At 64.4% G+C, this 22,503-nt stretch carries 16 protein-coding genes; 4 read left to right on the top strand and 12 right to left on the bottom strand.

Annotated features, from left to right (window positions below):
• Positions 1-251: 251 nt before the first annotated feature.
• Both ACLQ2O_RS15320 and ACLQ2O_RS15325 read right to left on the bottom strand, forming a co-directional pair.
• Positions 252-560, bottom strand: coding sequence for a putative quinol monooxygenase (locus ACLQ2O_RS15320; RefSeq protein ID WP_425831655.1), 309 nt, complete (start codon positions 558-560; stop codon positions 252-254).
• Between the two features lie 37 nt (positions 561-597).
• Entirely contained in the window at positions 598-1,011 is a 414-nt protein-coding gene (locus ACLQ2O_RS15325; RefSeq protein WP_425831657.1) for a GlcG/HbpS family heme-binding protein, read from the bottom strand.
• A gap of 197 nt (positions 1,012-1,208) precedes the next feature.
• On the opposite strand from ACLQ2O_RS15325, the gene ACLQ2O_RS15330 reads away from it, so the two are divergent.
• Complete coding sequence (locus ACLQ2O_RS15330; protein ID WP_425831659.1) at positions 1,209-2,432, top strand: low temperature requirement protein A; 1,224 nt, start codon at positions 1,209-1,211, stop codon at positions 2,430-2,432.
• Between the two features lie 148 nt (positions 2,433-2,580).
• Here ACLQ2O_RS15330 and ACLQ2O_RS15335 read toward each other — a convergent pair whose 3' ends face one another.
• From ACLQ2O_RS15335 to ACLQ2O_RS15350, 4 genes are all read right to left on the bottom strand, one after another.
• On the bottom strand, positions 2,581-2,997 hold the full coding sequence (locus tag ACLQ2O_RS15335) for a DUF6262 family protein (protein WP_425831661.1): 417 nt from the start codon (positions 2,995-2,997) through the stop codon (positions 2,581-2,583).
• The gene (locus ACLQ2O_RS15340; protein ID WP_425831663.1) at positions 2,994-5,180 is read right to left on the bottom strand and encodes a tyrosine-type recombinase/integrase; all 2,187 of its coding nucleotides are present in this window, start codon (positions 5,178-5,180) and stop codon (positions 2,994-2,996) included. The genes ACLQ2O_RS15335 and ACLQ2O_RS15340 overlap by 4 nt, the downstream gene beginning before the upstream one ends.
• Positions 5,173-6,276 carry a tyrosine-type recombinase/integrase gene (locus ACLQ2O_RS15345; RefSeq protein WP_425831665.1) on the bottom strand — a complete coding sequence of 368 codons (1,104 nt, stop codon included), beginning with the start codon at positions 6,274-6,276 and terminating at the stop codon, positions 5,173-5,175. The genes ACLQ2O_RS15340 and ACLQ2O_RS15345 overlap by 8 nt, the downstream gene beginning before the upstream one ends.
• A gap of 802 nt (positions 6,277-7,078) precedes the next feature.
• A complete protein-coding gene (locus ACLQ2O_RS15350) occupies positions 7,079-7,567 on the bottom strand; it encodes a hypothetical protein (RefSeq protein ID WP_425831667.1) in 489 nt (162 codons plus the stop codon).
• Between the two features lie 327 nt (positions 7,568-7,894).
• Here ACLQ2O_RS15350 and ltrA point away from each other — a divergent pair, with 327 nt between their 5' ends.
• Positions 7,895-9,184 carry a group II intron reverse transcriptase/maturase gene (gene ltrA, locus ACLQ2O_RS15355; RefSeq protein ID WP_425831669.1) on the top strand — a complete coding sequence of 430 codons (1,290 nt, stop codon included), beginning with the start codon at positions 7,895-7,897 and terminating at the stop codon, positions 9,182-9,184.
• A gap of 38 nt (positions 9,185-9,222) precedes the next feature.
• On the top strand, positions 9,223-9,870 hold the full coding sequence (locus ACLQ2O_RS15360; protein ID WP_425831671.1) for a hypothetical protein: 648 nt from the start codon (positions 9,223-9,225) through the stop codon (positions 9,868-9,870).
• Positions 9,871-9,893: 23 nt separating this feature from the next.
• Here ACLQ2O_RS15360 and ACLQ2O_RS15365 read toward each other — a convergent pair whose 3' ends face one another.
• Positions 9,894-10,985, bottom strand: coding sequence for an abortive infection family protein (locus ACLQ2O_RS15365; protein ID WP_425831673.1), 1,092 nt, complete (start codon positions 10,983-10,985; stop codon positions 9,894-9,896).
• Between the two features lie 888 nt (positions 10,986-11,873).
• Here ACLQ2O_RS15365 and ACLQ2O_RS15370 point away from each other — a divergent pair.
• The gene (locus ACLQ2O_RS15370; protein WP_425831675.1) at positions 11,874-12,278 is read left to right on the top strand and encodes a hypothetical protein; all 405 of its coding nucleotides are present in this window, start codon (positions 11,874-11,876) and stop codon (positions 12,276-12,278) included.
• An 85-nt stretch (positions 12,279-12,363) separates the two neighbouring features.
• On the opposite strand, the gene ACLQ2O_RS15375 is transcribed toward ACLQ2O_RS15370, so the two are convergent.
• The 5 genes from ACLQ2O_RS15375 to ACLQ2O_RS15395 form a co-directional block, all read right to left on the bottom strand.
• Complete coding sequence (locus ACLQ2O_RS15375) at positions 12,364-15,708, bottom strand: hypothetical protein (protein ID WP_425831677.1); 3,345 nt, start codon at positions 15,706-15,708, stop codon at positions 12,364-12,366.
• Positions 15,705-17,912, bottom strand: a complete 2,208-nt coding sequence (locus tag ACLQ2O_RS15380) for a hypothetical protein (RefSeq protein ID WP_425831679.1) — start codon at positions 17,910-17,912, stop codon at positions 15,705-15,707. The genes ACLQ2O_RS15375 and ACLQ2O_RS15380 overlap by 4 nt, the downstream gene beginning before the upstream one ends.
• A 145-nt stretch (positions 17,913-18,057) precedes the next feature.
• Positions 18,058-18,939 (bottom strand): hypothetical protein, encoded by an 882-nt coding sequence (locus ACLQ2O_RS15385; protein WP_425831680.1) that lies wholly within the window; start codon positions 18,937-18,939, stop codon positions 18,058-18,060.
• A 184-nt stretch (positions 18,940-19,123) separates the two neighbouring features.
• A complete protein-coding gene (locus tag ACLQ2O_RS15390) occupies positions 19,124-20,008 on the bottom strand; it encodes a hypothetical protein (RefSeq protein WP_425831682.1) in 885 nt (294 codons plus the stop codon).
• 31 nt (positions 20,009-20,039) lie between these two features.
• Entirely contained in the window at positions 20,040-22,478 is a 2,439-nt protein-coding gene (locus tag ACLQ2O_RS15395; protein WP_425831683.1) for a DNA topoisomerase, read from the bottom strand.
• Positions 22,479-22,503 lie beyond the last annotated feature (25 nt).

Raw genomic sequence — 22,503 nt, forward strand, 5'->3', positions numbered from 1 at the left:
CTGCGGGGCTGTGTCGGGACTCGGCGTTCCTGCTTGGACACCGTCGCGGCATGGAAGGTGGCGAGCGGCCAGCCCGCCCCCGACAACGAGTCCCCGCTTGGGGTCGCGGCAAGCACATGGTCGTAACCACAGCGAGCATCGGCACACTCATCTCACGCGATCCGGGTCCGGACACGGCTGCCGTCGACGCGGCTCCGCTAAGTGAACCGCCTAGGCGCAGGCTTCGTCGATACCGAGCCCGGCCTCCGCCGTTAGGCGGGCTGCTTCTCGGCCACGACGTCGAGCTGCTCGATCGTGGGCTCCTCAAAGAGCTTGCCCGTGTTCTCTCCTAGGGCCTTTGCCACGTCGCCCGACAGGTGGGCCTGACGTCCGTCGTCGTCTGGGAAGGCGTCGAAGATCCCGAACGACGACGGGCCGAACTGGACGCCAAACCACCTGACGGTCTTCGGCTCTCCCTCGACGATCGACAGCCCCTGGTTCAGGAAGTCGCGGACCTCGTCCTCCCGGCCGGGTAGCGCTTCGAGTCGCACTAAGAGCGCTTTGCTGACCTGTGTCGCCATCTTGGTCTCCTTCTGTTGGTTCGCTCTGTCGTGGCCTTCAGAACGCCGCTGCGGCTGCTTCGGCGACCGCCTGATCCTGCTCGCCGCTGCCTCCGCTCACCCCTACCGCCCCGACGACAAAGCCTGCGCGGCGGAGCGGGATCCCGCCGGCGAAAATCATCACCCGTCCTTGATTGGAGCCCTGGATGCCGTAGAACTGTTCGCCGGGCTGTGCGTTCTCGGCCAGATCCTTAGTGGCTATGTCGAATGCCCGCGCCGTGAAGGCCTTGTTGATCGAGATGTCGACGCTGCCCACCCATGCGTTGTCCATGCGGATGTGGGCGACGAGGTTCGCGCCCGCGTCGACGACGGCGACGTTGCTCGGCGACTCGATTTCGGCGGCCTTCGCCTGACCGGCGGCCATGACGCGCTGAGCGTCCTCGAGGGATACGGATTCGAGATTGATGGTCATATGCACCTTACCGTTGTGTACGTGCCTGCTATATCCGCAGGTACCCACCGATCCCCATGGTCAATGGCGACACACGCCCGAACGCAATCGACGTTACGCCGCACCCTGGTGACCGCGTCAATAATGGGTCGCTGGGCAAGACTGCGAGGGTCACTGGCTGAGATGCGTGGCTCCTGGGCTGCGCGCATGCCTTGCGGTTGGAGGACCTTGGTGATCGGCTGAAGGCAACGACGCTGCTGCGCAGTCCGATCCGTCAGGAGGAAGCTTCGATGGGTGTGAATGCCGCCGAGCCGGGCACCGAGACCGACGACCGGACCACGGACCCCCTCGAGCTGTTCTTCGACCTGGTCTTCGTGTTCGCGATGGCCCAGGTGACCCAGTTGATGCTCGCCGAGGGCTCGTGGCTGGGACTCGGACGAGGCGCGTTGGCGTTGACCGCGGTGTGGTGGGCGTGGGTCTGCTACGCCTGGCTGACCAACACCACCGCCGATGCCGGAGTGGCGGCACGGATTCTGACCATTGCCGCGATGGCAGCGATGCTGGTCGCCGGCATCGCGTTACCCGATGCTTTCGGCGATCGGGCTCTGGTCTTCGCGGTGGCCTTCCTGTGTGTGCGGCTCGTGCATCTGGTGCTCTTGGTTCTCGAAACAGGGCAGAGCCGCGAGCAGCGGTCAGCGGCCATCCGCCTTGTGCCCACCATGTTGGCCGGACCCTGCCTCATCCTGATCGCCGCGTTCCTCGGTGCGCCATACCGCGAGCTGGTATGGATCCTCGCCGCGCTGATCGACCTCGGCGGCCCGCTGGTCATCGGAGTCGGCGGACTTCGCGTGCTGCCCCGCTACTTCGTCGACCGGCACGGGTTGATCATCATCATCGCCCTCGGCGAGAGCATCGTCCAGGTCGGCACCGGCGCCAACCAGGACCTGAGCCAACCCGGCGTACTGGCCGCAGTCGTCCTGGCGTTGCTCATCGCCGGCCAGCTCTGGTGGTCCTACTTCAGCCTCACCGACGCTGCTCAGGCACGACTTGTGTCCACCGACGGATCTGAGCGGAACCGGCTGGCCCGCGACGCCTACAGCTACCTGCATCTGCTCATCGTGGCCGGCATCGTGTTCTTCGCACTCGGAGCCCACCAGGCAATCGACACGGTTTTCGACCCTCTCCACCTGCTGCCCGCCGTCGCCCTGACCGGTGGAGTGGCCCTAGCCTACGCCGGCGACGTCGCCTACCGCTGGCGCGATCACCACCGGATAGCCACCGATCGACTCATCGCCGCCGCCGCCTCGGCCGCCCTCATCGCTCCCGCGCTGTTCGCACCGGCCTTGCTCACCCTCACCGCATTGGTGAGCATCGGTGCCGTGCGCATCGTATGGGAGACCCGACACCCCCCCACGGCTGCAGTCGAACCCCAAGCGACGTGACGACACGCCCGCCACTGCCGCGAGAACCGTCCCAATGGCGGAACCCCTTGCGGTGATAATGCAGGTCGGCGCCCGAACGCATGTTCGGGTGTGCCGTAAGACCCGCCCTGGACAATGCCCGGTGATGGGGGGCTATCCGGGACGCCGATCAGCGAACTTCGGGGTCGGGGTGTTGGTCGTCGAGGTACGCGAGTCGACGGCGGAGTTTGAGGTTCTCTCCGTGCGCGGCGGCGAGGGCGCGCTGGAGTGCCTCGAGTTCATGGCGGTGGCGATGGCGTTGTTCCTTGAGTTGGGTCGACAGGGCGCGGATCGCGCTCGTGCTTGAGGTGCCGTCGTCTTGGGGTGGGGCCGAGGTCGGTGCGTGACGTCCACCTCTCAACTCGAGGATCTTCGATCGCAGGGTCGGGGTGCTGTAGAGGAAGTCGGTGGAGACTTCGGCTCGGCGGGCGACCGCGACGAAGGTGATCGCCTCGCCTGCTTTGGCCATCTCTTGAAGCGCCTTGGTGGCGCGCTTCATCACGTCGTCGTGACGAGCCTTGGCGGCTCGGACCAGGTGTTCGCTCATCCAGCACCCTCTCCCGCGGCGTCGTTGCGTTGGGCCCTGTCATTGGCGCCGGCCCCTCGTACGGCCTGTGATGTACCGCTGACGTCCTCGATGGCGAGGAGGATCTGGCGCAGGGAGGCGGTTTCGGCGGCGCGGCCTTGTACCCAGACGTTGTCCTCGTCCATCGGGGTGCCGTACTTGGCCAGGAACGCCGACTGGCGCTGTTCGACGAGCCGCTGGGTGTCGGTGAGCTGGCGTCGCAATTCCGGTGCGTGGCTGGCGTCAGTGACGAACTTGTCGCAGGACAGGCAGGCGTTGCCGCGATTGCACACCTGCTTGTGTGGGAGCATGCACCAGCCGTTGGGCAGCACTCGGTCGGCCCGCTTGTCGAGCTGGAGGACGTCGTAGAGGTCCTCGGAGTCCAGGGGCAGTGGGCGTCCGTCGGTGGTGACCTTCTTGAACCGCAGGAACTCGCGCTCGGCAGTCTGCGCGAGGGTGACCGCGTAGTGCATGGTCATCTCCGGGGTGACATGGCCGAAGTAGCGCATGACTACGTGCAGTGGGACCCCGGCATTGAGCAGGTTCGTTGCGGCGGTGTGCCGGAATCGGTGGGTCTTGCTGATCGCCACGATCCGTCCCTGACTGTCGGTGATGCCGAGCCGGTCGGTGAGCTTGCCGAGGATGCTGTGGAGCGTGGCGGCGGAGTAGGGATGCGCGCCGTTGCGGTTCTCTCTCGGTCGGGGGAAGAGGTAGCGCGGCTCACGGTCCGTCCAGCCCATGCTGGACATGTGTCGGCGGGCCTCGATCTGCTGGGTGCGGATGATGGCGACCACCTCGGCGTCGACGGGGATCGAGTTCGGTTGGCCGGTTTGGACCTTGGTCTGCTGGTAGCGCATTCGGGCGACCAGGCCGGACTCGTCGCTGTCCTTGGCGCCGACCAGCGGCCGCAGGGGGTCGAAGTCCATCATGAGTACCTCGTTGACCCGGCGACCGGTTCGGATCAGCAGCATCAACGCGTGGAACGCTGCGAGATCACCGAGCCCGCCCTCGGCTTTGGGCAGCGCCAACAGCTCGGCTCCTTCGGCGATGCGGGCCACGACGTCGTCCTCGAGCACCATGTCTTCGCTGCGCTTGTTCGTCAGTCGTGGCTTGTCGCCGGCGCGGAACAGCACGCTGTGAGCCGGACCCAGTGCCAGCCACCGCGGCTCGCGCAAGGTGGTCGCCGCATCCCTCCGGTTGTCATACATCCAGGCGTAGAACTGCTCGATCGTGGTCAGGATCGCTCGTCGCGGGTTCGCCGCCAAAGGCTGGCCCGTTCGAGGTCCGCACGTCACCCTGTGACTGCGTACATCGGCCAGGAAGCCACGGACAAAGAGACGCAGTTCATCGGGGTCGACGACCAGCGGTGGGCCGGCGTCGCCGGCCTCGTCGAGGTAACGCTGCAGCCACTTCAGCCCGTCCAGCCGCGTCTTCATCGTGCTCCAGGAGTAGCGCTCCGTCTCCAGGCAGGTCGACAGCCACCACTTCGCGCCCTCCCGGAGCCAGTCGCTGGTCAGGTGGCTGAAGTTGGCGATGTTGCGCCCGTACGGCTCATGATCGCGCTGCGGGACGCGCGGATCGAGCTGAGGGTTCCAGACATTCAGCTGCCACCAGTCTCCCCGGTGGTACGGGTAGACCAAGACGTCCTGGAGCCGGCGGATCGTGTGCAGCGCGTGGTCGTCGTTGCTGCGCCCCAGATCGGCACCGCGCAGACGCGCGCCGTGGGCCTGGTGTAGCCACTCCTCGGGCGTCAACTGCAACAACGACTGGGCCGTTCGAGCGGGGGCTCCGCCCTGACCGGTGGCGACCCGCAACACCCTGGTCGTCGCGTTGAAGGCCAGAGGGTAGACGCGCCGTCCGAGCTCGATCTCACGGTGCAGCAACCACGCCAGCTCCCCAGTCATCGGCTCGGGGAGGCCTCGCATGTTGAGGGCGATCGTGGTCCACGGACCCCCAACTCTTGTCTCAGCCACAGCCGCGCGGTACCGCTCGGGCATGGTGGTCTTGTCGAAGTGGTCGCGCCGGCAGTCCTCGGGTAGAGACTCCCAGAGAGTGGCGGCCACGTCGGCATCGAACATCTCGGAGACCGGTAGCCGTGGGTCTCGCCGGTCCCGTCGTTTCCCTGCGTGCCCGTTGCGCTGGGCTTGGTTTGGTTGCTCAGTCATCTGCAGTCGACTCCCAACCGTGCACAACGTGGCGCCAGTTGGCCAACGCGGCCAGCTCGGCGTCGTCGGTGACGTGCCCGTACGTGTTGGTGGTGGTCTGCACGTCGCGGTGGCCCAGACGGCGGCTGACCACGTGCAGTGGAGTGCCCGCCAGCAGCAGGGCTGTGGCGTGGGTGTGACGGAACCAATGCGGAGTCATCCCCGACGGAAGCTCCGGGATCTGGCGCTTCCGCCGGTTCAGGTGCGCGTAAACGCTCTCCGTTCGCAGCGGGGCGAACATCGGCTCCCGGAAGGCGTTGCAGAAGATGTAGGCCGCGTCCCAGTCCTCGATGACGGCGTCGGCGCCACGATCGCACAGCCACCACACGTAGTCGCCGTAGAGACGGTCAAGTCGGCTGCCCACGAACACTCGCCTGGCCCCGCTCTTGAGTTGCAGACCGTGCGGGTGCGGTCGAGGAACGATGTGGACCGAGGCCGTGTCCCCTCGACCCGTGGCCCAGTCTCGGTGCTGCAGCGAGAGGGCCTCGCCGATCCGCATCCCGGTCTCCGCCAGCAGCGTCCACAACAACCGGTAACGCAGATCGCCCGACCATTCCCCGCTGGAGGTGTCGAAGTCGCCCTCGGCCGTGATCAGTGCATCGACGCTCGCGGGCTCCAGTACGGGCACCTCCCGGGGCCGGACACGCACCTTGACGGTTGATCGGCTCCGGGTCCCACGACGGGCCACATGCTCCAGAAAGGGCAGGTAGCGGCCGGGGCGACGGCTCACCTGTTCGTACAGGAACGGGGCCGCCGGCACTCCCATCGCTGCGTGGAACCGGTAGAAGCTCATCACCGGACGAACCCGGGCCGCGACGGTCGCGTCGGAGACAACCCGGGTCGATCTCAACGCGGTCGTACTGGAACCGACTTCACCGGCACGAAGCGCCTGTAGGAACGAGCCGAAGTCGGTCAACTGCACTGCATCCCACGCACGGCCGCGACCCGCCAAGTGCGTCGACCACAAAGCCAGGCTCTTCGCATACGAGCGCACCGTGTTCGGTGAGTAGTCAGACTGTTGGACAAAGTCCAGGTACGACTCGACGTGCTCGATCACGTGGGCCTCGTCGTCGACGACTGTCCACGTCACGCCATCCGGAATCGCCACTCGCTGGGTCGATGCCATGCGGCACCTCCTTCTCGGTCGGCTATCAAGGTAGAAGCGAGCACCGACAGGCGGACGTCCTCAACAGCGAGGATGCTGTACCTGATATCAACGCCGCCGACACTCCACCGCCCACCTCGTCTTGTCGTCTACGACGTCACCGCCAGCCGGTATGGCGTACCGGATAACACGCGGACCCGTTCGCCGGGGCCTGGAACGCGGTGGATCAGCTCATCTTCGCTACCTGCCGCGGGCTGAACACGGCGGAGCCGATCGAGTCCGCTTGGGAATTCCTTCGCAAGCACCCGGAAGCCGGCCTCGAGGTGATGTACGACCTGAGTCGAGCCGACTTCCGAGCAGACGAGACTCGGCCTTTCGCAGAATTCAAAGACCGATGGGGAATCGAGCTTCGGCAGCTCCTGACCTGGGGCATGAACAATCGGGCCGGGTTGCCTCGGTTTCGGCATGGCTGGGCTTCCGATCAGGTTGAGTTCGTCATCTCGACGCTCGGAACGGTTGGCGATGAGGGCACTCTTCAGCTGTTGCGGTCGGCAAGACATGACCCTGATTGCGGGGCAGCGGTCGTGGACGCTTTGCGTGCGTTGGAGTTGCGACTTATCGCTTAGGTCGTTGACATACGTGGACCGGACAGTGGTGCGATCCTCATAGGACTCGCAGTGATGGACCTGCGGCCTATGGTCGGGTCAAGGGCAGTTGAAGAAGAGGGGATGGCATGGCTGCACGAGGCCCACGCTCATACGGATCCGGGGTGGAGAAAGCGCTGTACCGGCTGGCGCGCGGAACCTGCTACTTCCCTGATTGTCCGCACCCGATCTTCGAGCTCGTGAATGACGAGCCGATCGTCGCGGTAGAGATAGCGCACATCTACGGGGCGCTTCCAGGATCCGCCCGATTCGTCGAAACGATGACCGATGGCCAACGACGAGCGTTCGAAAACCTCATCCTGCTGTGCACAGTTCACCGTGTGTCCCGAATTCGATTGAGGGGTTCTGATGTAGAAGCCAGAGTTGCTTGATTGGAATGCTGTGCTGGAGATGAAGGTAGGTCCTTCGGAATCGTTGTGCAGGCGAGGGTTCCAAACCACCGTGAGCTGCGTTAGCTGAAGACTGTCGTGGTGAGCGTCACGGAAAAAAAAAAGCCGCACGTTGAGGTGGCAGGTGTGGTCCGAGAAGGCGAACGCGAGTGAACCATCGATGACGTGTCGTAATGCATGGAATGACATCAAAACCGGGGACTGGTGAGCACCTCGGGATGAGCCAGGCGGGTGCCTGTTGATTGGCCTGGTGGTGTCCGGCATTTAGATGGCGCGAGCTCGGTCCAGGCTCCAGTACGGAACGGGAGAGATCCCTGCCCTGGAAGGGACATCCGTGGTTGTGCGGGTGGCGAGAGGGAGAACCGCGAATGGTGAAGAGCCGTGAGTGGTCGAGTACCGGTCGCAGGGTAGGGAAGTCGGGCCGTCTCATAGTAGTGATGAAGCCTCTGTAATGGAGGTGGAGCGAAGGGGGCGGACTGTCAGGTTTGCGTATCGTTGATCAACCAAAGGTTTGGGATGAGTCAGATCGACAAGCCAGGATCGTCGGGTAAATCGTTTGATGTTCCGAAATGGCTTCTTTGGGAGGCGTATCAGAAAGTCAAGGCCAACAAGGGTGCTGCTGGAGTGGACGGGCAGGCGCTGGCAGATTTTGCGCGGGACGAGCGAAAGAACCTGTACAAGATCTGGAACCGGATGTCGTCAGGGAGTTATTTCCCGCCGCCGGTGAAGGCCGTGGAGATTCCGAAAGCGGGCGGGAAAGGTGTGCGGGTCCTCGGCGTGCCGACCGTGGCCGACCGGATCGCACAGACGGCGGTAGCCATGGTGCTGGAGCCCGAGGTGGAACCGATGTTCCACCCGGACTCCTTCGGTTACCGTCCGGGGCGGTCCGCGCTGGACGCGGTCGCGTTGTGCCGGGCACGGTGCTGGGAGAGGGCCTGGGTGATCGATCTGGATATCCAGGGCTTCTTCGACAACGTGCCGCACGAACCGATCCTCGCGGCGGTCAGGAGACACACGGACAAACCGTGGGTGCTGCTGTATGTGCAGCGGTGGCTCACGGCGCCGATCCAGCGACCGGACGGGACACTGGAGCAGCGGGAGAAGGGGACCCCGCAGGGGTCCGCGATCTCGCCTTTGTTGACGAACCTGTTCATGCATTACGCGTTTGACGCCTGGCTGGCTCAGACGCAACCCATGGTCGGGTTCGAACGGTACTGCGACGACGCGATCGTTCATTGTGTCAGCGAGAAACAGGCCAAGTACCTGCGGAATGTGATCGCTGCCAGGCTGTGGCGGTTCGGGCTCCGGCTTCACCCGGAGAAGACGAAGATCGTGTACTGCGCTCAGGAAGGCCGAACCCAACGCCGCCGTGGTGTCGAGTTCACGTTCCTGGGCTACGACTTCCGGCCCCGATACGCCCGGTTGACCGACGGCCGCTGGAAATCGGGGTTCCTGCCCGCGGTGAGCAAAGCCGCCAAGAAACGTATGGCGGCCGTGATTCGCGGGTGGCGCCTCGGGCGCTGCACCGGCTTGACCTTCAGACAGGTCGCTACGATGATCAATCGCGTCGTGGCGGGCTGGATCAACTACTACGGGCGCTTCTACAAATCCGAGTTGATCACCTTCCTCGCCAACCGGATCAACCCGCATCTGGTCCGATGGGCCATGCGGAAATACAAACACCTGCACCGAGCGCCCGCGAAGGCCCGGAAGCGACTCGTCCAGATCGCTTCCACCCACCCAGGCACCTTCGCGCACTGGCGCCACGGAGCGCTCCCCACCGGTTCGACAGTGGGAGCCGTGTGACGCGAGAGTGTCACGCACGGTTCTAAGAGCGGCGGCGGGTGAAACTCCCGCCGCCGACTCACCACAAGGTCGTCGATGGCCCGCGGCGTGATGACTATCCGCCGGAGCTCCTTCAGCAATGGAAGCGAGACAACGAGCCATCAGAGGGCATCGAAGCCCTGGAATCGGCCGGCCTAACCGACGAGATCCTTGAGAAAGTGCTCGAGCAGGTTGTGGCGAAGGCGGGACCGACGCGCGAGATCGAAGTCAGCCTGAGTGCTGGACTCATGGCCACCTCTATGGAGGCCGCCGTGACCGGCGATCTGGAGACTTTGTACCAGATCTTGGATATCAACGAGCACCTGAGAGCTCGTCAGCAGGTGGCAGTTGCAGACATCCGCAACACGGGCACCCTCGCGGTCAGCATCGCGACAGTCGACCTGTGGCTAGTCCTCGGCGACCCCGAAAGGCCGGCGCACTTCACGCTGATGGGTAGGAACGACTTCCCTATCCAGAACCCGGTGCTGTCGCACCGGCTGCAGGACGGCGATGCGGTGTCGTGGCTGACGAAGATGGAGACGATTATCGACATGGTTGCGGGGGCGAAGGCTGCTGGTCTCGATGTGGTCGGTATACGAGCCAGAGTGCGGCTTGCTACGGGCGAGGAGGTCGAGTCGCAATTGATGACGTGGGTCGAGCCGAGCTGATGTCTGTACCGTCGCCCCCTCGCCTAGAGACGGACCAAGGCCAGGGGGGCGTGCCGCATCAGGAGGCGCTTCTCATCGTGTTGATTGAATCTCACGGTGGCATTGAAGCTATCGCCGGAGCCGGCCATCGTGACGATCGTTCCAATTCCGTAGGTAGGGTGGTTGACCACGCTACCTACCCGTACCTGCCGCTCCGATAGGCGTGGCCCCTCTTCGCCTAATCCCGTTTCGGAAGCGGCCGAGATGCGTTCCTCATACGCCTCGCACAGGAAAAGAACGGCCGCGAGCACCATGCCCGCGGTCAGCCGTGCGACAGAGTCGTCTGCAACAGGGGCACCGCTTCGGCCATGCCCGCCGCCTCGTCGGTTCCGCAGTTCGGCGGCACCGGTGAGGATTGAGTTGAACCCTCCGAATAGCTTCTTGATTGCATTGGCTTCGGTTGGGTCAGCTCCGCTTGCCTGAACATCCTTCGGGTGGAGCCCGAGGTGGGTGAGTGTTTTGTGCACAAGAGCCGGCACGTCATCGCGGGTTTCTGGCCCATCCCCCGTCAGTCCAAGAATTGTCTTGCAGGTGGACTCCACCAACTCCTTGACGTGGCCTATCAGAGCTTCAGCATCGCCATTGTAGTCGCGCCGGATACGGTCGACTTGCCGCCGCATCTCTGCTACTCCAAGGCGCCCAGCTGCGGCCTCGACATCACTAAGTACTGTGCCATCCGGCAGGAGTGCGTCCGCCTCCTCGTTGACCAAAACCTGAGCGGCAAGCCGGGGCTCATTTCTGGCAATCCAATCCGGAAGTTGAAGATAGTCGCTCACCTCCATCAGCTTAGGAAACCGTGTCATCACGTCCTTTGGGCCGAAGTACATCGGGTTTTGTGTTAGATCGCCCAACAGATGAGGTACTACTTGGTAGACCGCCCCGGCGTAATCGTCGTCACGAAAGGAGAGTGCACGAAGGAGTCGACCATGCCCCTCGACCTGCTCAGTTGTGCCGGTCAAGAGCGCAAGCTCGCGCCACTCACCAGACGTCGCCTGATCCATGTCGGCCAGGCGCTTACCGACGGCAAGTAGGACGAGATCGGACGGAGCATCCTCACGCCAGCGCAGTGTTCCCACCTGCTCAGGCTATCGACTCAATGACCATGTGCCGACTTGAATTCCGACGTAGCATCCCGCCTTAGTGCGTGGTGCCGCCGGCAGCTCTGTACCGAGCCATCGCGCCGTTTGCCTGACTCGGCGGCTGCGATTCCACCCGCCGAAGGTGTGCCCTGGCGAACCAGGCCTCTACCGACACGGCGCGCTTCGGGTCGGGTGCGTACACGACCCGCGCCGCCCAGCCGCCACCGTTGGCCCGTCGCCATTCCTGGATCAGCCCTGGACACCATCGTTCGGACTCGTTCACGCGGGCGCGCACCCAGCAGTGCCGCTGCCGTTCGTCCGGCGGCGGCTCTGGAGGCGTGCAAACGCGACCTCGAGCCCCCATGGCGTCATAATAGAACAGGAGTTCGAGCGGTTCGCGGCTGATCGTTCGGTGCCGTCCGGTAGCCGCCCCGGGTTGTCGGACGCTGATGGTCGTGAGAGCGGCGCCTACGGGGCTCTCGTTTGCGGCTACTGCTCCTCGTCCATGATGAGGGGAGTGAAGCCACTGAGAGCCTGCGGCGACAGGCACGTCGCGCACACTGGCAGGCCGAACTCGACACATGTCAACAGATCGTCGCGGCTGTGCCCGGTGTGCCAATCGCCCGTGAGTCGATCTCGGGCGGGCGTCACGCCGCAGTAGGGAACTAGGTCGCTGGGACGCCGGTACAAGTGATGGACGACATCGGTGGGCATAGGCCATATGTTGCCATCCCGGACAGCTGGTCTGCGCCTTTGAAGCCACCCCCGCTGCCCGGCGCCTGTAACGCGCTGTAGCCAGCTGCTGTTTTGCGTATGGAACAATGAGGCCAGGAGGGTTGTGTGTCGCAGGGGCACGCGCCACCGAGGCACGAGGGGGCCGACAGCATGATCGTCAGGAGCATCCGACTCCGGAAACAGGGTTTCGTGATCCCGGCCGCCGCGACGCTCTCGACTCTCGTCTTGGTGCTCGCGGGTTGTGGTGGCGACTCCGACGGCCTGAGCGGCGAGTACTACGACAAAGAGGGCCAGCTCGTGATCGACGGGAGCTCGGTTGCCTACTACGCGTTCGGGTGCGAGCAGGCCGGCAAGAGCAACGCGGTCATCAAGAGCGAGGCGTCGTCCTCGGGCGAGCTCAGCAAGGATGGCGATCAGGTCATCTGGTCGGACGGCAAGGGCACTGGCAAAGTGACCTCGAGCAAGAGCGGTGACACCGTCGACATCGACGGCAAGCAGTACGCGAAGATGGACAAGGAGAAGGCTCTCCAGAGTTACCAGCCCATGTGCGGCTGATCGAACGACCCGAGGAAACTGCACGAACTGAAGAACCCCGTGGAGCCTGCCCTGGCTCCACGGGGTTCTCGATTGCGGCCGCGGACTATTTCTTCTGCGGCCCTTGGTCGGCACGTCGGTGATTCTGTGGCTCAGGGGCTGGTGGCATGGGCCGCGCCGGCTTCCTCTGTTGCGGTGGCTCCGGGGCGGGTGGCACTTCCCAGACACGGGGTGCGGCAGGCGGCCGGCTGGCCTGCTGCACGGGTTGAACGGCTCTAGTCGGAGGGCTGGCTGAGCGCTCGGTGCGTTGCGGGCGCGTGAGAGCCGGTGTACTCGGTGCGCCGGTGTTACCGGGCGTGCTCGTCGTGCCGCTGCGGCTCTGGTTGCGTCCACCCTGCGATGCGCTCGCCGGCACACGGGCGGGGTGCGAGCGGCCTTGATCGTTGGCGCTCGAGCTGGCGCTGATGGCGCCGCGACTGCCCTGGCCGTTGGAACCGCCGATGTTCTGATCTGCCGGCGGCCTGGTCTGGCCGGGGGTCCTGCGGAGTTTGCGGTCCTGTCCACCGACGCCCAGATCGGTCAGTCCACCCTGATTGCTGACGCTCTCGGCGAGTGCCCGGTCGTCCTGTGGGCGGCTGGGCTGCGTTCGGTTCTTGCTGTCGCTGTTCGCGATCGGTGACCCTGTGTCAGCCACGGGAGCACTGCTGTGGCCTGTCTTGCTGGTGCCCTTCTTGCTGGTGCCCTCGCCGTCGGTGCTGTTGCTCCCAGCAGACTTATCCGTGCTTCCCGCGCTTCCCGTGCTTCCCGTGCTTCCCGCGCCGGGCCCGCCGGGTAGCTCGCGACCAGAGCCCGCGTCACGGGGTCCGCCTGGGCCGCCGGAACCTCGGGGGCCGCCGGATCCGCCCGACGGACCGCCGTCGCCTGAGAGAGGAGGCGGTCCGGACTGACCGCTGCCGAGTTCGCCGGGTGTGCGACCGGTGAGCTCGCCCAGGTTGCCTCTCGTCAGCGTCGGGGTGCCGTTCGTCCCGCCTGCGTTGGTCGACGTGGAGCTGGGCTGGCCTGTGATGTTGGGCTTGTTCAGTGGTGGCTTCGGCGGCTTTCCGCCGAGCTTGCCCATGATGCCCTGGCCGGTGGCCATCCCGGCGCCCGCGCCGAGACCGCCGGCGAGCGCCGGGAGCAGTCCGCTATTGGTTTGTTTGGGCGGGGTGGTCGTGTCGAGGAACTTGTCGACCAGCTTGGTCACGGCCTCGTCGAGGGCTTTCAGCGCTGACTTTCGCACTCGTAGCAGTGTGAAGGTGACGCTGATGATGAGGACGATCGACACGACAGTCATCACGACGACGGCGATCGATCCGAGCACCGGGTTGCTGAAGATGTTCGTGATGCCTCGGTCGGTACCGGTGGGGTTGCTGCTTACCAGCTTCGCGATCGGTCCCTCGATGATCTGCGGCAGTGAAACCAGGAACTCCGAGACGAACTGGTAGAGGAACAAGGTGACCAGCACCTCGAGCATCATGGCGACCGAGTAGATGATCACCTTGGCGATGCCAGCCATCGCGCCCATCGTCGCGAAGGGGATCGCTGACACGGTCCCGAAGGTGCGCCGCAGCGCGCCCGTCAGCATCCCGAGGCCGTAGAACAAGCCGATCAGTGTGATCGAGCTCAGCAGTGTGAAGGCGTTGGCCCAGTACATGAACGACGCTGGCCCGCTGCCGATCTGCGCCACGGAGGAGTGGAAGGAGCGGGTGAAGCCCGAGGTCACTTTGTTCGAGGAGAAGATGGTCATCGAGTCCGTGTTGAACTCGGTGTTGAGGTAGTTGTAGGCCGCCAGCGGAGACAGGTTGCAGTCCGCGGGCTTCCCATTGGTGTTCGGTTCGACCACGGTGAAGCCGCAGTTCGGGTTGCCGCTGGTCGAGGTGAACTCGGTGGTCGCGCCCTTGGTGTTCGCTGTCAGGCCGGTTCCGCTTGTTGCGACGAGTGGGTGCTCGTTCGGTGACACGGGGTTGTTGCCGTCGCCGAAGTCCTTGGAATCCTTGTAGCTCTTGCCGAGAAACCAGTTCTTCTTCAGGTCCCAGTTGACGTCGTCGCGGGGGATAGCGGTGACTGCGCCCTGGATGTTCGACTCGAAGTCTGAGGCATTCACTTTCTGGCCCTGGATGTAGCGGCCGAGCATGCCGAGGGTCGCGAACGCGGCGTTCTTGTCGGTTTCGCTGTCTTTCAGGCTCGGGTTGTTGTTCGCCCAGGCGCTGCCGGCATCGGTGATCTTCCCGCCGGCGTTGATTCCGGGATAGCTCCCGGTCTGCGCGTTGATCGCAAGTGCGGAGTTCCTGGCCGAGAAGACCGAGACAGGCTGGGCATGCCCGGTTTCTGCGTCCCAGGTGATGGATGCGTTGGCGGGGATGTGCAGCCGGTTGGTGTTCATCCATGCACTGAAGTCGACGTAGGTCGAGAGGACGACCTTGGTTGGTCCTACGCTCTGCGAGAGCAGCGAATCGTCGAACTGGTTGAGTATCGAGGTGTACATCCCGCCGATGATCGGCAGACCGACGCCGATGAAGACCAAACGCACAACGAGCTTCTTGATAGCGGCGCCTCGGTCCATCTTCTTGAAGAACGCCAGCCCGATCAGCAGGAAGCCGATGAACAGCGGCACCAGCACGCCCCAGGACAACGACACGAGCGTGCTGTACCACTGTGAGACGAAACCAGCCAGGCCCGAGAGCGCGTCGGGCGTCGTGTTGACGCCTGATGACGTGGTGACCATGCCGTCCGCCCACACCTTGTAGGTCGGCGAGACCGCGGCGATGCCGTTGTGGAACCAGAGGAAGGGGTTCAGCAGCTTCAGGATCTGGATGAAGATCCAGAACAGCAGCGAGACGCCCATAGCGAGCGCGTAGACCAGCCAGATCAGCGAGCCGCCGACCGCGTGGATCATCGGATCGAAGCCCGCGGACGAGACCATGTCGTCGAAGCCGAGGTCGCGCAGCGCTGCGCCGAAGTGTGAGTAGTCCTTCATGCCAGAAGCATTGGCACTGTCGAATGCGTCGTACTTGATCGTCTGCGACGAGCCCGAGATCGTCGAGAACAGCCATTTGACGAAGCCCTCGTCGTCGGCGTAGCCGAGCATGGAGCCGGCCTGTGCAGGGTTGGACACCACAGGTTGCCACGAGTCGCCGACTCCTTTCCCGCCGTTCTCGGGCGCGCTCTTCTCGCTGAAGTACACGCTCGCGTTCGAGGCCAGGTGGTAGAGGCTGTAGTCCTTCTGATCCTTGTCGCTCGGGTCGTCGGCGTGCGCCACCGGCGCTATGGCAACCAGCAACAGGACCAGGAGTAGTGCCGAGAGCAGAATGCCCGCGATAGTCCGCGTCCCGGCCGGTTGCGCGCCGGCGGCGGAGAGGGCGCGCACACGGGTCCGTGTGATCGCCTCAGCCACCATGGCTGTCTGAGTCATCGCGTATTCCTGTCTCGTCGTTTCCTCATCGTCGTTTGCCGCGTCTTTCTCCGCGGGCCGGATTGAAGTTCCGTTTGCGTCCCGGCACCGAGGGTCTTCTTTCGCCGCCATCCCGGATTGGCTGCATCCGGGTTCCGCTCTGTACGGTCCTGCGTCTCGTTGCCGGCACCGCTCACCGAGGTGACGTTCGCGCCGGGGACCGGCTTGATGGTCATCACGGCGTCGAACTTCGACGCCTCCTCGGCCCGCCGTGCGGCGCGCTGCAGCTCGCGGCGCTGCTTCTCCCGGTTCGGATTGATTCCCAAGGCCAGGTCCAGGTGGAACACGACGTTGGACACCCCACGGCGCAGGTAGCTCAGGTTCTCGCCTTTGCGGGTGATGAGCTGGGCAAGATCCGGCGGGATCCGCTGGTGCAGCAGCTGCTGGTAGTCCGCCACGGTCTTGTCCCGCATTGCCCCGAAGATTGTGTAGTCCGCGGCGTCGAACCGATTGAACTTCACGTCGGCGAGCATCTTGTCGACGTCGTTGTAGCTGAACACCACGCGGCCGCCGCGCTGGTAGAGCTGTTCGAACTGCAACTCGACATAGGCTTTGACCCGGTCGTCGATATTCTCGGCGCCGTGAATAATCACCGTGTCGCCGCGTTCGAGCTTGCCGATCGCGAAGCCGACGATGTTGACCAGCTGCGCCATGGCGACACCGCGGCCGCGGCGCATCAGGTGTGAGAAGTCGTAGACCACGCGCTTGGCGTCGCGGATGCCGTCGACGGCAGCAGCCGTGTGGTTGTTGAACAGGTCACCGTTGTTGTCGAGCAGGTTCTTCGCAACGCTTCTGAGCACGTTGTAGGCGCGCAGCTGGTCGGGGTCGTTCCTGGAGGAGTTGAGGAGTGCTTTGTGCTCGGTGTCGAGGTAGGCCACGAACATCTGCAGGCGCGGGACCTGCTCGTGCGGAATGCTCACGACGCGCAGGCGGTGCCGGTGCGCCTTTGCATTGCGTACCCACATGCGCTGGTCGATGTAGAACTGCGTCGCCGTCTTCTCCAGCTCGTTGCGGATGATGGACCCGACCCCTCCATCGGCGGACTCGTAGAGCTGCTCGAACATCAGCGTGAGCTTCTGCATCTGCGCCGCGAAGACCGACAGCTCGTCGGCTTCCTCGCCGAACATCTCGAACATGTTCACGTCACCGGTGTTCAGGTCGACCCGCGAGGTCAGGCCGTCGAAGCGGGGACCCAACTTGTCCAGGTCGGCGCCGTCGAGCACCAGGTGCACGACGTGGCCGTTGTTCAGCAAGCATGACTGCGAGAGCTTCGAGCACCACATGTCGGAGATCTGCGTGCGGTCGAGGTAGTCCGAGATCGCACCGTCCGCGAGGACCACGTGGTGGTCGTAGCCGTTGCTGTCGAAGAGCACCGCCGAGTTGTTCACGTCGCCGACCATGTAGCCGACGTACTCACCACTGCGGTCGTTGAGGCCGTTCGTGACAAGTGAGTACGAGCCGGCGAACTCCGTCGAGGTGAAGTGGAAGCCGCGGCCACGCTTCTTGTCGTTCTTCTTCAGCAGTCCAGACAGCTCCTGGCGCTGCTCGCCGGCGTACGCCGCAGCCTTGACAGTGCCGAAACGGTCGATGTAGAGGCGCGAGATCCTTTCGATACTGTCTTCCAGCGCCGCCAGGTCTGGGGCCTTGAGCAGGAGCCGATTGTGCACCGACAGGTACGACGCACCCTCCTGGATCTCGCTGATCGTTACCTCGAGATCACCCGCGACCTTCTTCGCCTTCAACTTCGAGGAAGTTGTGCCGCCGTCGGCCTGCTCGCCGGCCTCGAGGTTGTCGAGCTTCTCGGACTGCTTCGTGTACTGGTCGATCCACTTGTCGGTCATCCGCGCGACCTGCTCGAGGACGACCGCAGTGACGCGTTCGTCGAGGCCATCGGGAATGCGCCCAATCCCCCAAAACGGGGCGAAGCCGTCGTGGGCGGCCATGTCGTGGAAGAACGCAAGCACACAGCCAACCGATCCGTCGACCTGGAAGTAGTCAGATCGGAAGAGATACTTCTCCTTCGGCTTCAGCGCAATCAGGTGCGGGTACGACTCGAACTCGCCCTCGAGACGCTTCGCCTCCTGGCGGCGGCGCCACCAAGCGAGCCTCTTGTCCGGCTCCGCCCGGCCAGGGGTGTCGACGGCTCGATCCTTCCCGGTCGTCACGGCTGCAGCGGCCGTTTCCAGCGTCCGCTGTCCACCAGGGTTGGGCAGGTCATCTTGCCGCGTCCGGGTGCTGAGTGATGCTCGAAACTTTGTCGTCAGTGCCATCGTCGGGATGTCCTCTGCTGGCTGTCTTGGAATGGTGGCGCTAGCCCAAGAGGCTTTCTGTGCTGCCCTGGTAGAGGACCCGGAGCATCTGGTAAGACTCGTCTCGGTCGAGCATCGTGACCTCCTTGATCATGAGTGAGGAACCCTCAACCTCGGCCTGCAGCACGAGGTGCGCCTGGCGCAGCGCGTCGGCGCTCTTGCCCTTGAGTACGACGTACTGGTGGATCGAGGTGAACCGGCCACCGACGTGACCGGTGAGGATGTCGTACTGCTCGTCCTGCAGCTCCAGAAGGTCGGGGTCGCGCACTTCAAGCGCCTGGTTGCGGCGCTCCAGGTTTGCGACCTGGTGGTAGATCCGCTGTGGTTCCTTCGTGGTGATGAAGACGTGCTCGCAGCTTGTCGGCACCTTCCTCCAGAAGGAGTCGACCCGGTTCAGGATCGAGGTCTGGTCCTCGTCGAACAGCAGGTAGCTCGCGGAGCCGACCACGAGATAGGCCCGCCCGACGCTGCCATCGGAGAAACTGATCGAGCCATCTTCGGCCACGCCGTCGACACCGACGATGGAGTAGAAGGCGCTTGGATCCGCACTGCGCCGGGTGAGGACCAGGCGGGCACTCCGCGGCAGATAGGAGAGCAACGCCGGCACTGTCATGAACCGCAGTTCCCTGGTCTTGGTCAGCCCGCCGAGATAGAACACCGCGATGAGCGACCAGACGACGAACAGCACGATGAGTGCCGGGTTGGCCGACTTGATGAACGTGGCCGTTGCCGCCCACAGCGTGACGAGGATCCCGGCGCCCAGAAAGAGGATCTGCTTCATGGGCGATGCCGGAACCTGCCAGCCGCCCACGCTGAACGAGATCTCGTGATCGAGGAACGACCTGTTCAGCGGCGCTGGGATCTTGTAGGAGTGGCGGGCCATGGTTGCTGTCCTTACTTCGGTTCCATCCCGTAGCCAGAAGCAGATAGAGCTTGATAGGTGAATCAATGATCATTCAGACTCTATCGCATAAAGCTATCGATCGGAGGCGCAGATCATCGGACTGGGAAGCGGTGGTCGGCCGTGTCCTCGAACCGGTGGCGTGAGGAGACCAGCGGTGCGTCTGTCAGGGAGCCTCAAAGAGCGGAGCAGGACCACTCAGATCGATCACCGCGAGGCATCCCAGCGTCCGCTCACGGTCCAGAATCTCCTGGCGGACCGGGACTGCTTGGATTCCCCCGTTGGCCGTGGCCCGCCGGAGGATCGCGCGTTCGGAGTGACGGAAGTGGTAGTGCCCGCTGACGAGCAGCGTCTCTCTGCCCGGATCGAGCACCGAGAGCACGCGATCGGTGTGCTCGCGCTGCGCTGTCCGCGCATAGGCGAGGTCGCGCGGATCCGAGTCTGAAGCATCTCCCAGTCGGGCGAGCAGGCCCGGTGTGGCCAGCGCCTCGTGAGCAAGTACGACGTTGGGTCTGGCTGGCGAGGACAGCAGACTGGCAGCCTGCGTATCGGTCGTGAGCTCTGCGGGCCACCAGTTCCTGCCGGGCGTGCGTGTGCCGCGGTCGCTGCTCGCGGCTCCCGCGAGCCAGCCGATGGCGTGCACAGGATCGAAGGGACCGTTGTTGCCCGCGAGCACGACGCCGGAGCGGGGCAGTAGCCCGATATGCGAGAAGATCCGCACGATGCCGTTGGCGTCGCGGGGGAGTGCGTCGATCAGGTCGTAATTCTCGAGGCTGCCGAGCACGACATAGAGCCGGAGGCCGGCTGTGGCGAGCGCGCTGTTCAGCTGATCCAGTGCGCGTGACTCGGCGCGGGTGCCGCGCCAGATCATCCCGAAGTCGCCGAGCTGTACCAGTGAAGTGCAGCCGCGTTGCGCCAGGAGTGCAGTGGCGCCCCGCAGGAACCCGGCGTCGCCGTGGGCGTCGCCGATCAGGCCGATACGCCCGCCCAGTTCTGGGCTCGATGCTAGGTCCGAGCACATCACTGTGCTCGAAGGCTGAGTGGTCGTCATCAGGAGACCCTTTCCGTGTCTGCCGCGTGGCTCATGCGAACGCCGGCACGATCTTCTTCTTGCCGCCTTGGTCCTTCCAGGTCAGGTCTGCGTCGAACTTCCTGCCCCGTGCCGACGTCAGGCCCTTCACGTGGATGCTCGTGCCGCGTGCGAGCGCGGCACGCTCTGCGTCGGTGAACGTGTGCTTGCACCAGCTCACCGGCGGGGAGTCCAGCGAGGCGTCAAAGTCCGGCACGAGCTTCTTGCCCTCGCCGGCCCTCACTTCCTTGAACCAGACCTTGCACTGAAACGGGTTGCCCTGCTTGCTGACGAAGTCGCTGGCCTCCACCGAGCCGCCGGCCGCGAGCGTCTGGATCTCCTCGGGGGTGAAGGCGTGCGAGCACCATTGCGTGGGCGGCTGGATAACGCCGCTGGCGTCGCGGCGGCCGAGTCCGAGCTTCTTGAAGCCGACGAACTTCTTGCCTCTGAAGGTCTGCTCGGCCAGCTGACCGAACACGTCGTAGGTGTTACCTTCTTGGCTCGTGGCCCGGAACTCGACAGTCTCGCCGGCCAGCAGCCGCTCCACTTCCAGGTCGCTGAAGCGGTGACCACCCCATGAGCGTGCGAAGCCCACAGTGCGGCCAGTCTTCGCCCAGGTGCCGTCGGCACGTTCCTTCCGTGCGAGATCGGTCTCCTTGAGGCCGAGAGTGGAGCGCATCGCCGCGGCGTTCTTCTCCATTTGCGCGATGTCTTCACGGACCCAGCCAGCGACGACGGCGAGGCGCTCCTCTGCGGTCGCTGTCCCTGCGGCGATGTCACGCATGTCGGCATAGACCTTCTCGGTGAGTTCCAGGTCGCCGATCCGCGTTCCGGGCAGTAGCAGCCAGCTCATTTCGCCCGCCTTGGCGAGCGTGAGCTTGCGGCCGCGTTCCACGAGTAGCGGGTGCTTCGTGTTTGTCGAGGTCACCTCGCTGTAGGTCGAGGTCCGCGTCGCACCGGTGCCGACGTCACGCTTCTCGAGCTGCTTCATGAGCCACTTCATGCTCGGGTGCTCAGGGCGCTTGTTCGCGCCCTCGAAGACGAACGGTTCGGCGTGCTGACCGAGCCCCCTGCTGTTCTCGGCCGCACCTAAGTCATCTGCAGGGCTCTTGTTCCCGTCCGCGAGTCCGTCGCCGGCATCGGGGTCGAACACGGCCTTCCAGCCTGCGCTCTTCGGCACGTTCGCGATCCCGACGAACTCCGGGTATCGCTGCACGTGGCCCTTCTGCTGCTCGTAGACGTAGTCCTCGGCGAGCATGGCCAGGTAGTTCTTCGCGAGGGTTTCGTAGATGAGCCGGCCGGTCTGGCCGAACCGCTGCGCGACGTCGTCCAGTGAAGCCGGAACCTTCGGGCCAGGCCGGTTCGCGCCGTGTGCGCCCTGCGATTTGACGTGGGTCCTGCGGGGCCCGCGATGTGTCAGGAGCGCCCTGTCGACTCCAACGACTGCCGCGATGCTGTCGATCAGCGGCTGAAGCTCGTTGAACTGCTCCGGGGTGATCGTCTTGTCCTCGGTGCGCGGGTAGCTGACGACCTGCGCCTCGTACATCTTCTGGTAGGTCGCTAGTACAAACTTGGCCTTCACGCCCTTGCCCACCAGCATCGACGACAAGGCTGCAAGGTCGAGCAGCTGCGGCGGGGCGGTTCTCTTCGTCGCCGTGCTGTCGGCCACGACCGGTGAAGCCGAGTACGGCTGCGGCACCTGGTTCTTCTGGCCGAACCGCGGCTCCGTCGGATTTGTGTACATGACGTTGTTCTCATCGCGGAAGCGATTCTGGAAGAAGGGCTGCTTCACGTAGCCGTTGTACGCCTTCAGCTGGTCACCGACGAGCTTCACCATCGCCGACTTCAGCCGGCCCTGCCGCAGCACCGTGTCCCGCCCGGAGGCACGCGCCATGTTGGTTGCACAACGAGTCCACTGCATCGAGAGGAAGTCGAACTTCGAGCGGTAGACGGCCTTGCTGTACTCGTCGAAACTCTGCAGCGACGGGATGGTCTTGCGTGAGGTGAAGGCCTTCTGCAGGGACGCCGGAGCTTCGTCGGTGAAGTACATGCGCGACCACGACCTCGGCTGCAGACCTAGCTCAACGAGAAGATTCACGGCGATCATGCCGCCCTCGCCTGTGGGATCGACATCGGTCGCGATGACAATCTCGTCGCAACCCGACAGGGTCTGCTTCACGTCCTGGGCCACGCTGCCAGCGCCCTTGATGAGCTCCAGCTCCCAGTTGAGGTCCTCCGGATCCCAGGGAAGATTCGCCAGGTCCCACTTCTGGTACTTCGTGACCAGCGCCGGGTCAGCAACCATCCGGTGCGGGTCGACGAACTCGTAGAGATGGCCGCGCGCGTGGGCGATGACGTACTGCTCGCCCTTGTAGCTGCCGCTACTGCCACCCAACGCCGCTGCGAAGTGACGCGCAGCCGACGGCTTCTCGGTCAGGATCCCCACAGTCATATCGACCCCTGTCTCGACAGGCAAC

Origin of the sequence: Kribbella sp. DT2, assembly GCF_049844575.1 — a bacterium.
GTDB lineage: Bacteria > Actinomycetota > Actinomycetes > Propionibacteriales > Kribbellaceae > Kribbella.

Bases quoted from the DNA above. Each gene is read 5' to 3' on its own strand.
- ACLQ2O_RS15320 (WP_425831655.1), bottom strand. From the start codon at position 560: ATGGCGACACAGGTCAGCAAAGCGCTCTTAGTGCGACTCGAAGCGCTA.
- ACLQ2O_RS15325 (WP_425831657.1), bottom strand. From the start codon at position 1,011: ATGACCATCAATCTCGAATCCGTATCCCTCGAGGACGCTCAGCGCGTC.
- ACLQ2O_RS15335 (WP_425831661.1), bottom strand. From the start codon at position 2,997: ATGAGCGAACACCTGGTCCGAGCCGCCAAGGCTCGTCACGACGACGTG.
- ACLQ2O_RS15340 (WP_425831663.1), bottom strand. From the start codon at position 5,180: ATGACTGAGCAACCAAACCAAGCCCAGCGCAACGGGCACGCAGGGAAA.
- ACLQ2O_RS15350 (WP_425831667.1), bottom strand. From the start codon at position 7,567: ATGTCATTCCATGCATTACGACACGTCATCGATGGTTCACTCGCGTTC.
- ltrA (WP_425831669.1), top strand. From the start codon at position 7,895: ATGAGTCAGATCGACAAGCCAGGATCGTCGGGTAAATCGTTTGATGTT.
- ACLQ2O_RS15370 (WP_425831675.1), top strand. From the start codon at position 11,874: ATGATCGTCAGGAGCATCCGACTCCGGAAACAGGGTTTCGTGATCCCG.
- ACLQ2O_RS15375 (WP_425831677.1), bottom strand. From the start codon at position 15,708: ATGACTCAGACAGCCATGGTGGCTGAGGCGATCACACGGACCCGTGTG.
- ACLQ2O_RS15385 (WP_425831680.1), bottom strand. From the start codon at position 18,939: ATGGCCCGCCACTCCTACAAGATCCCAGCGCCGCTGAACAGGTCGTTC.
- ACLQ2O_RS15390 (WP_425831682.1), bottom strand. From the start codon at position 20,008: ATGACGACCACTCAGCCTTCGAGCACAGTGATGTGCTCGGACCTAGCA.
- ACLQ2O_RS15395 (WP_425831683.1), bottom strand. From the start codon at position 22,478: ATGACTGTGGGGATCCTGACCGAGAAGCCGTCGGCTGCGCGTCACTTC.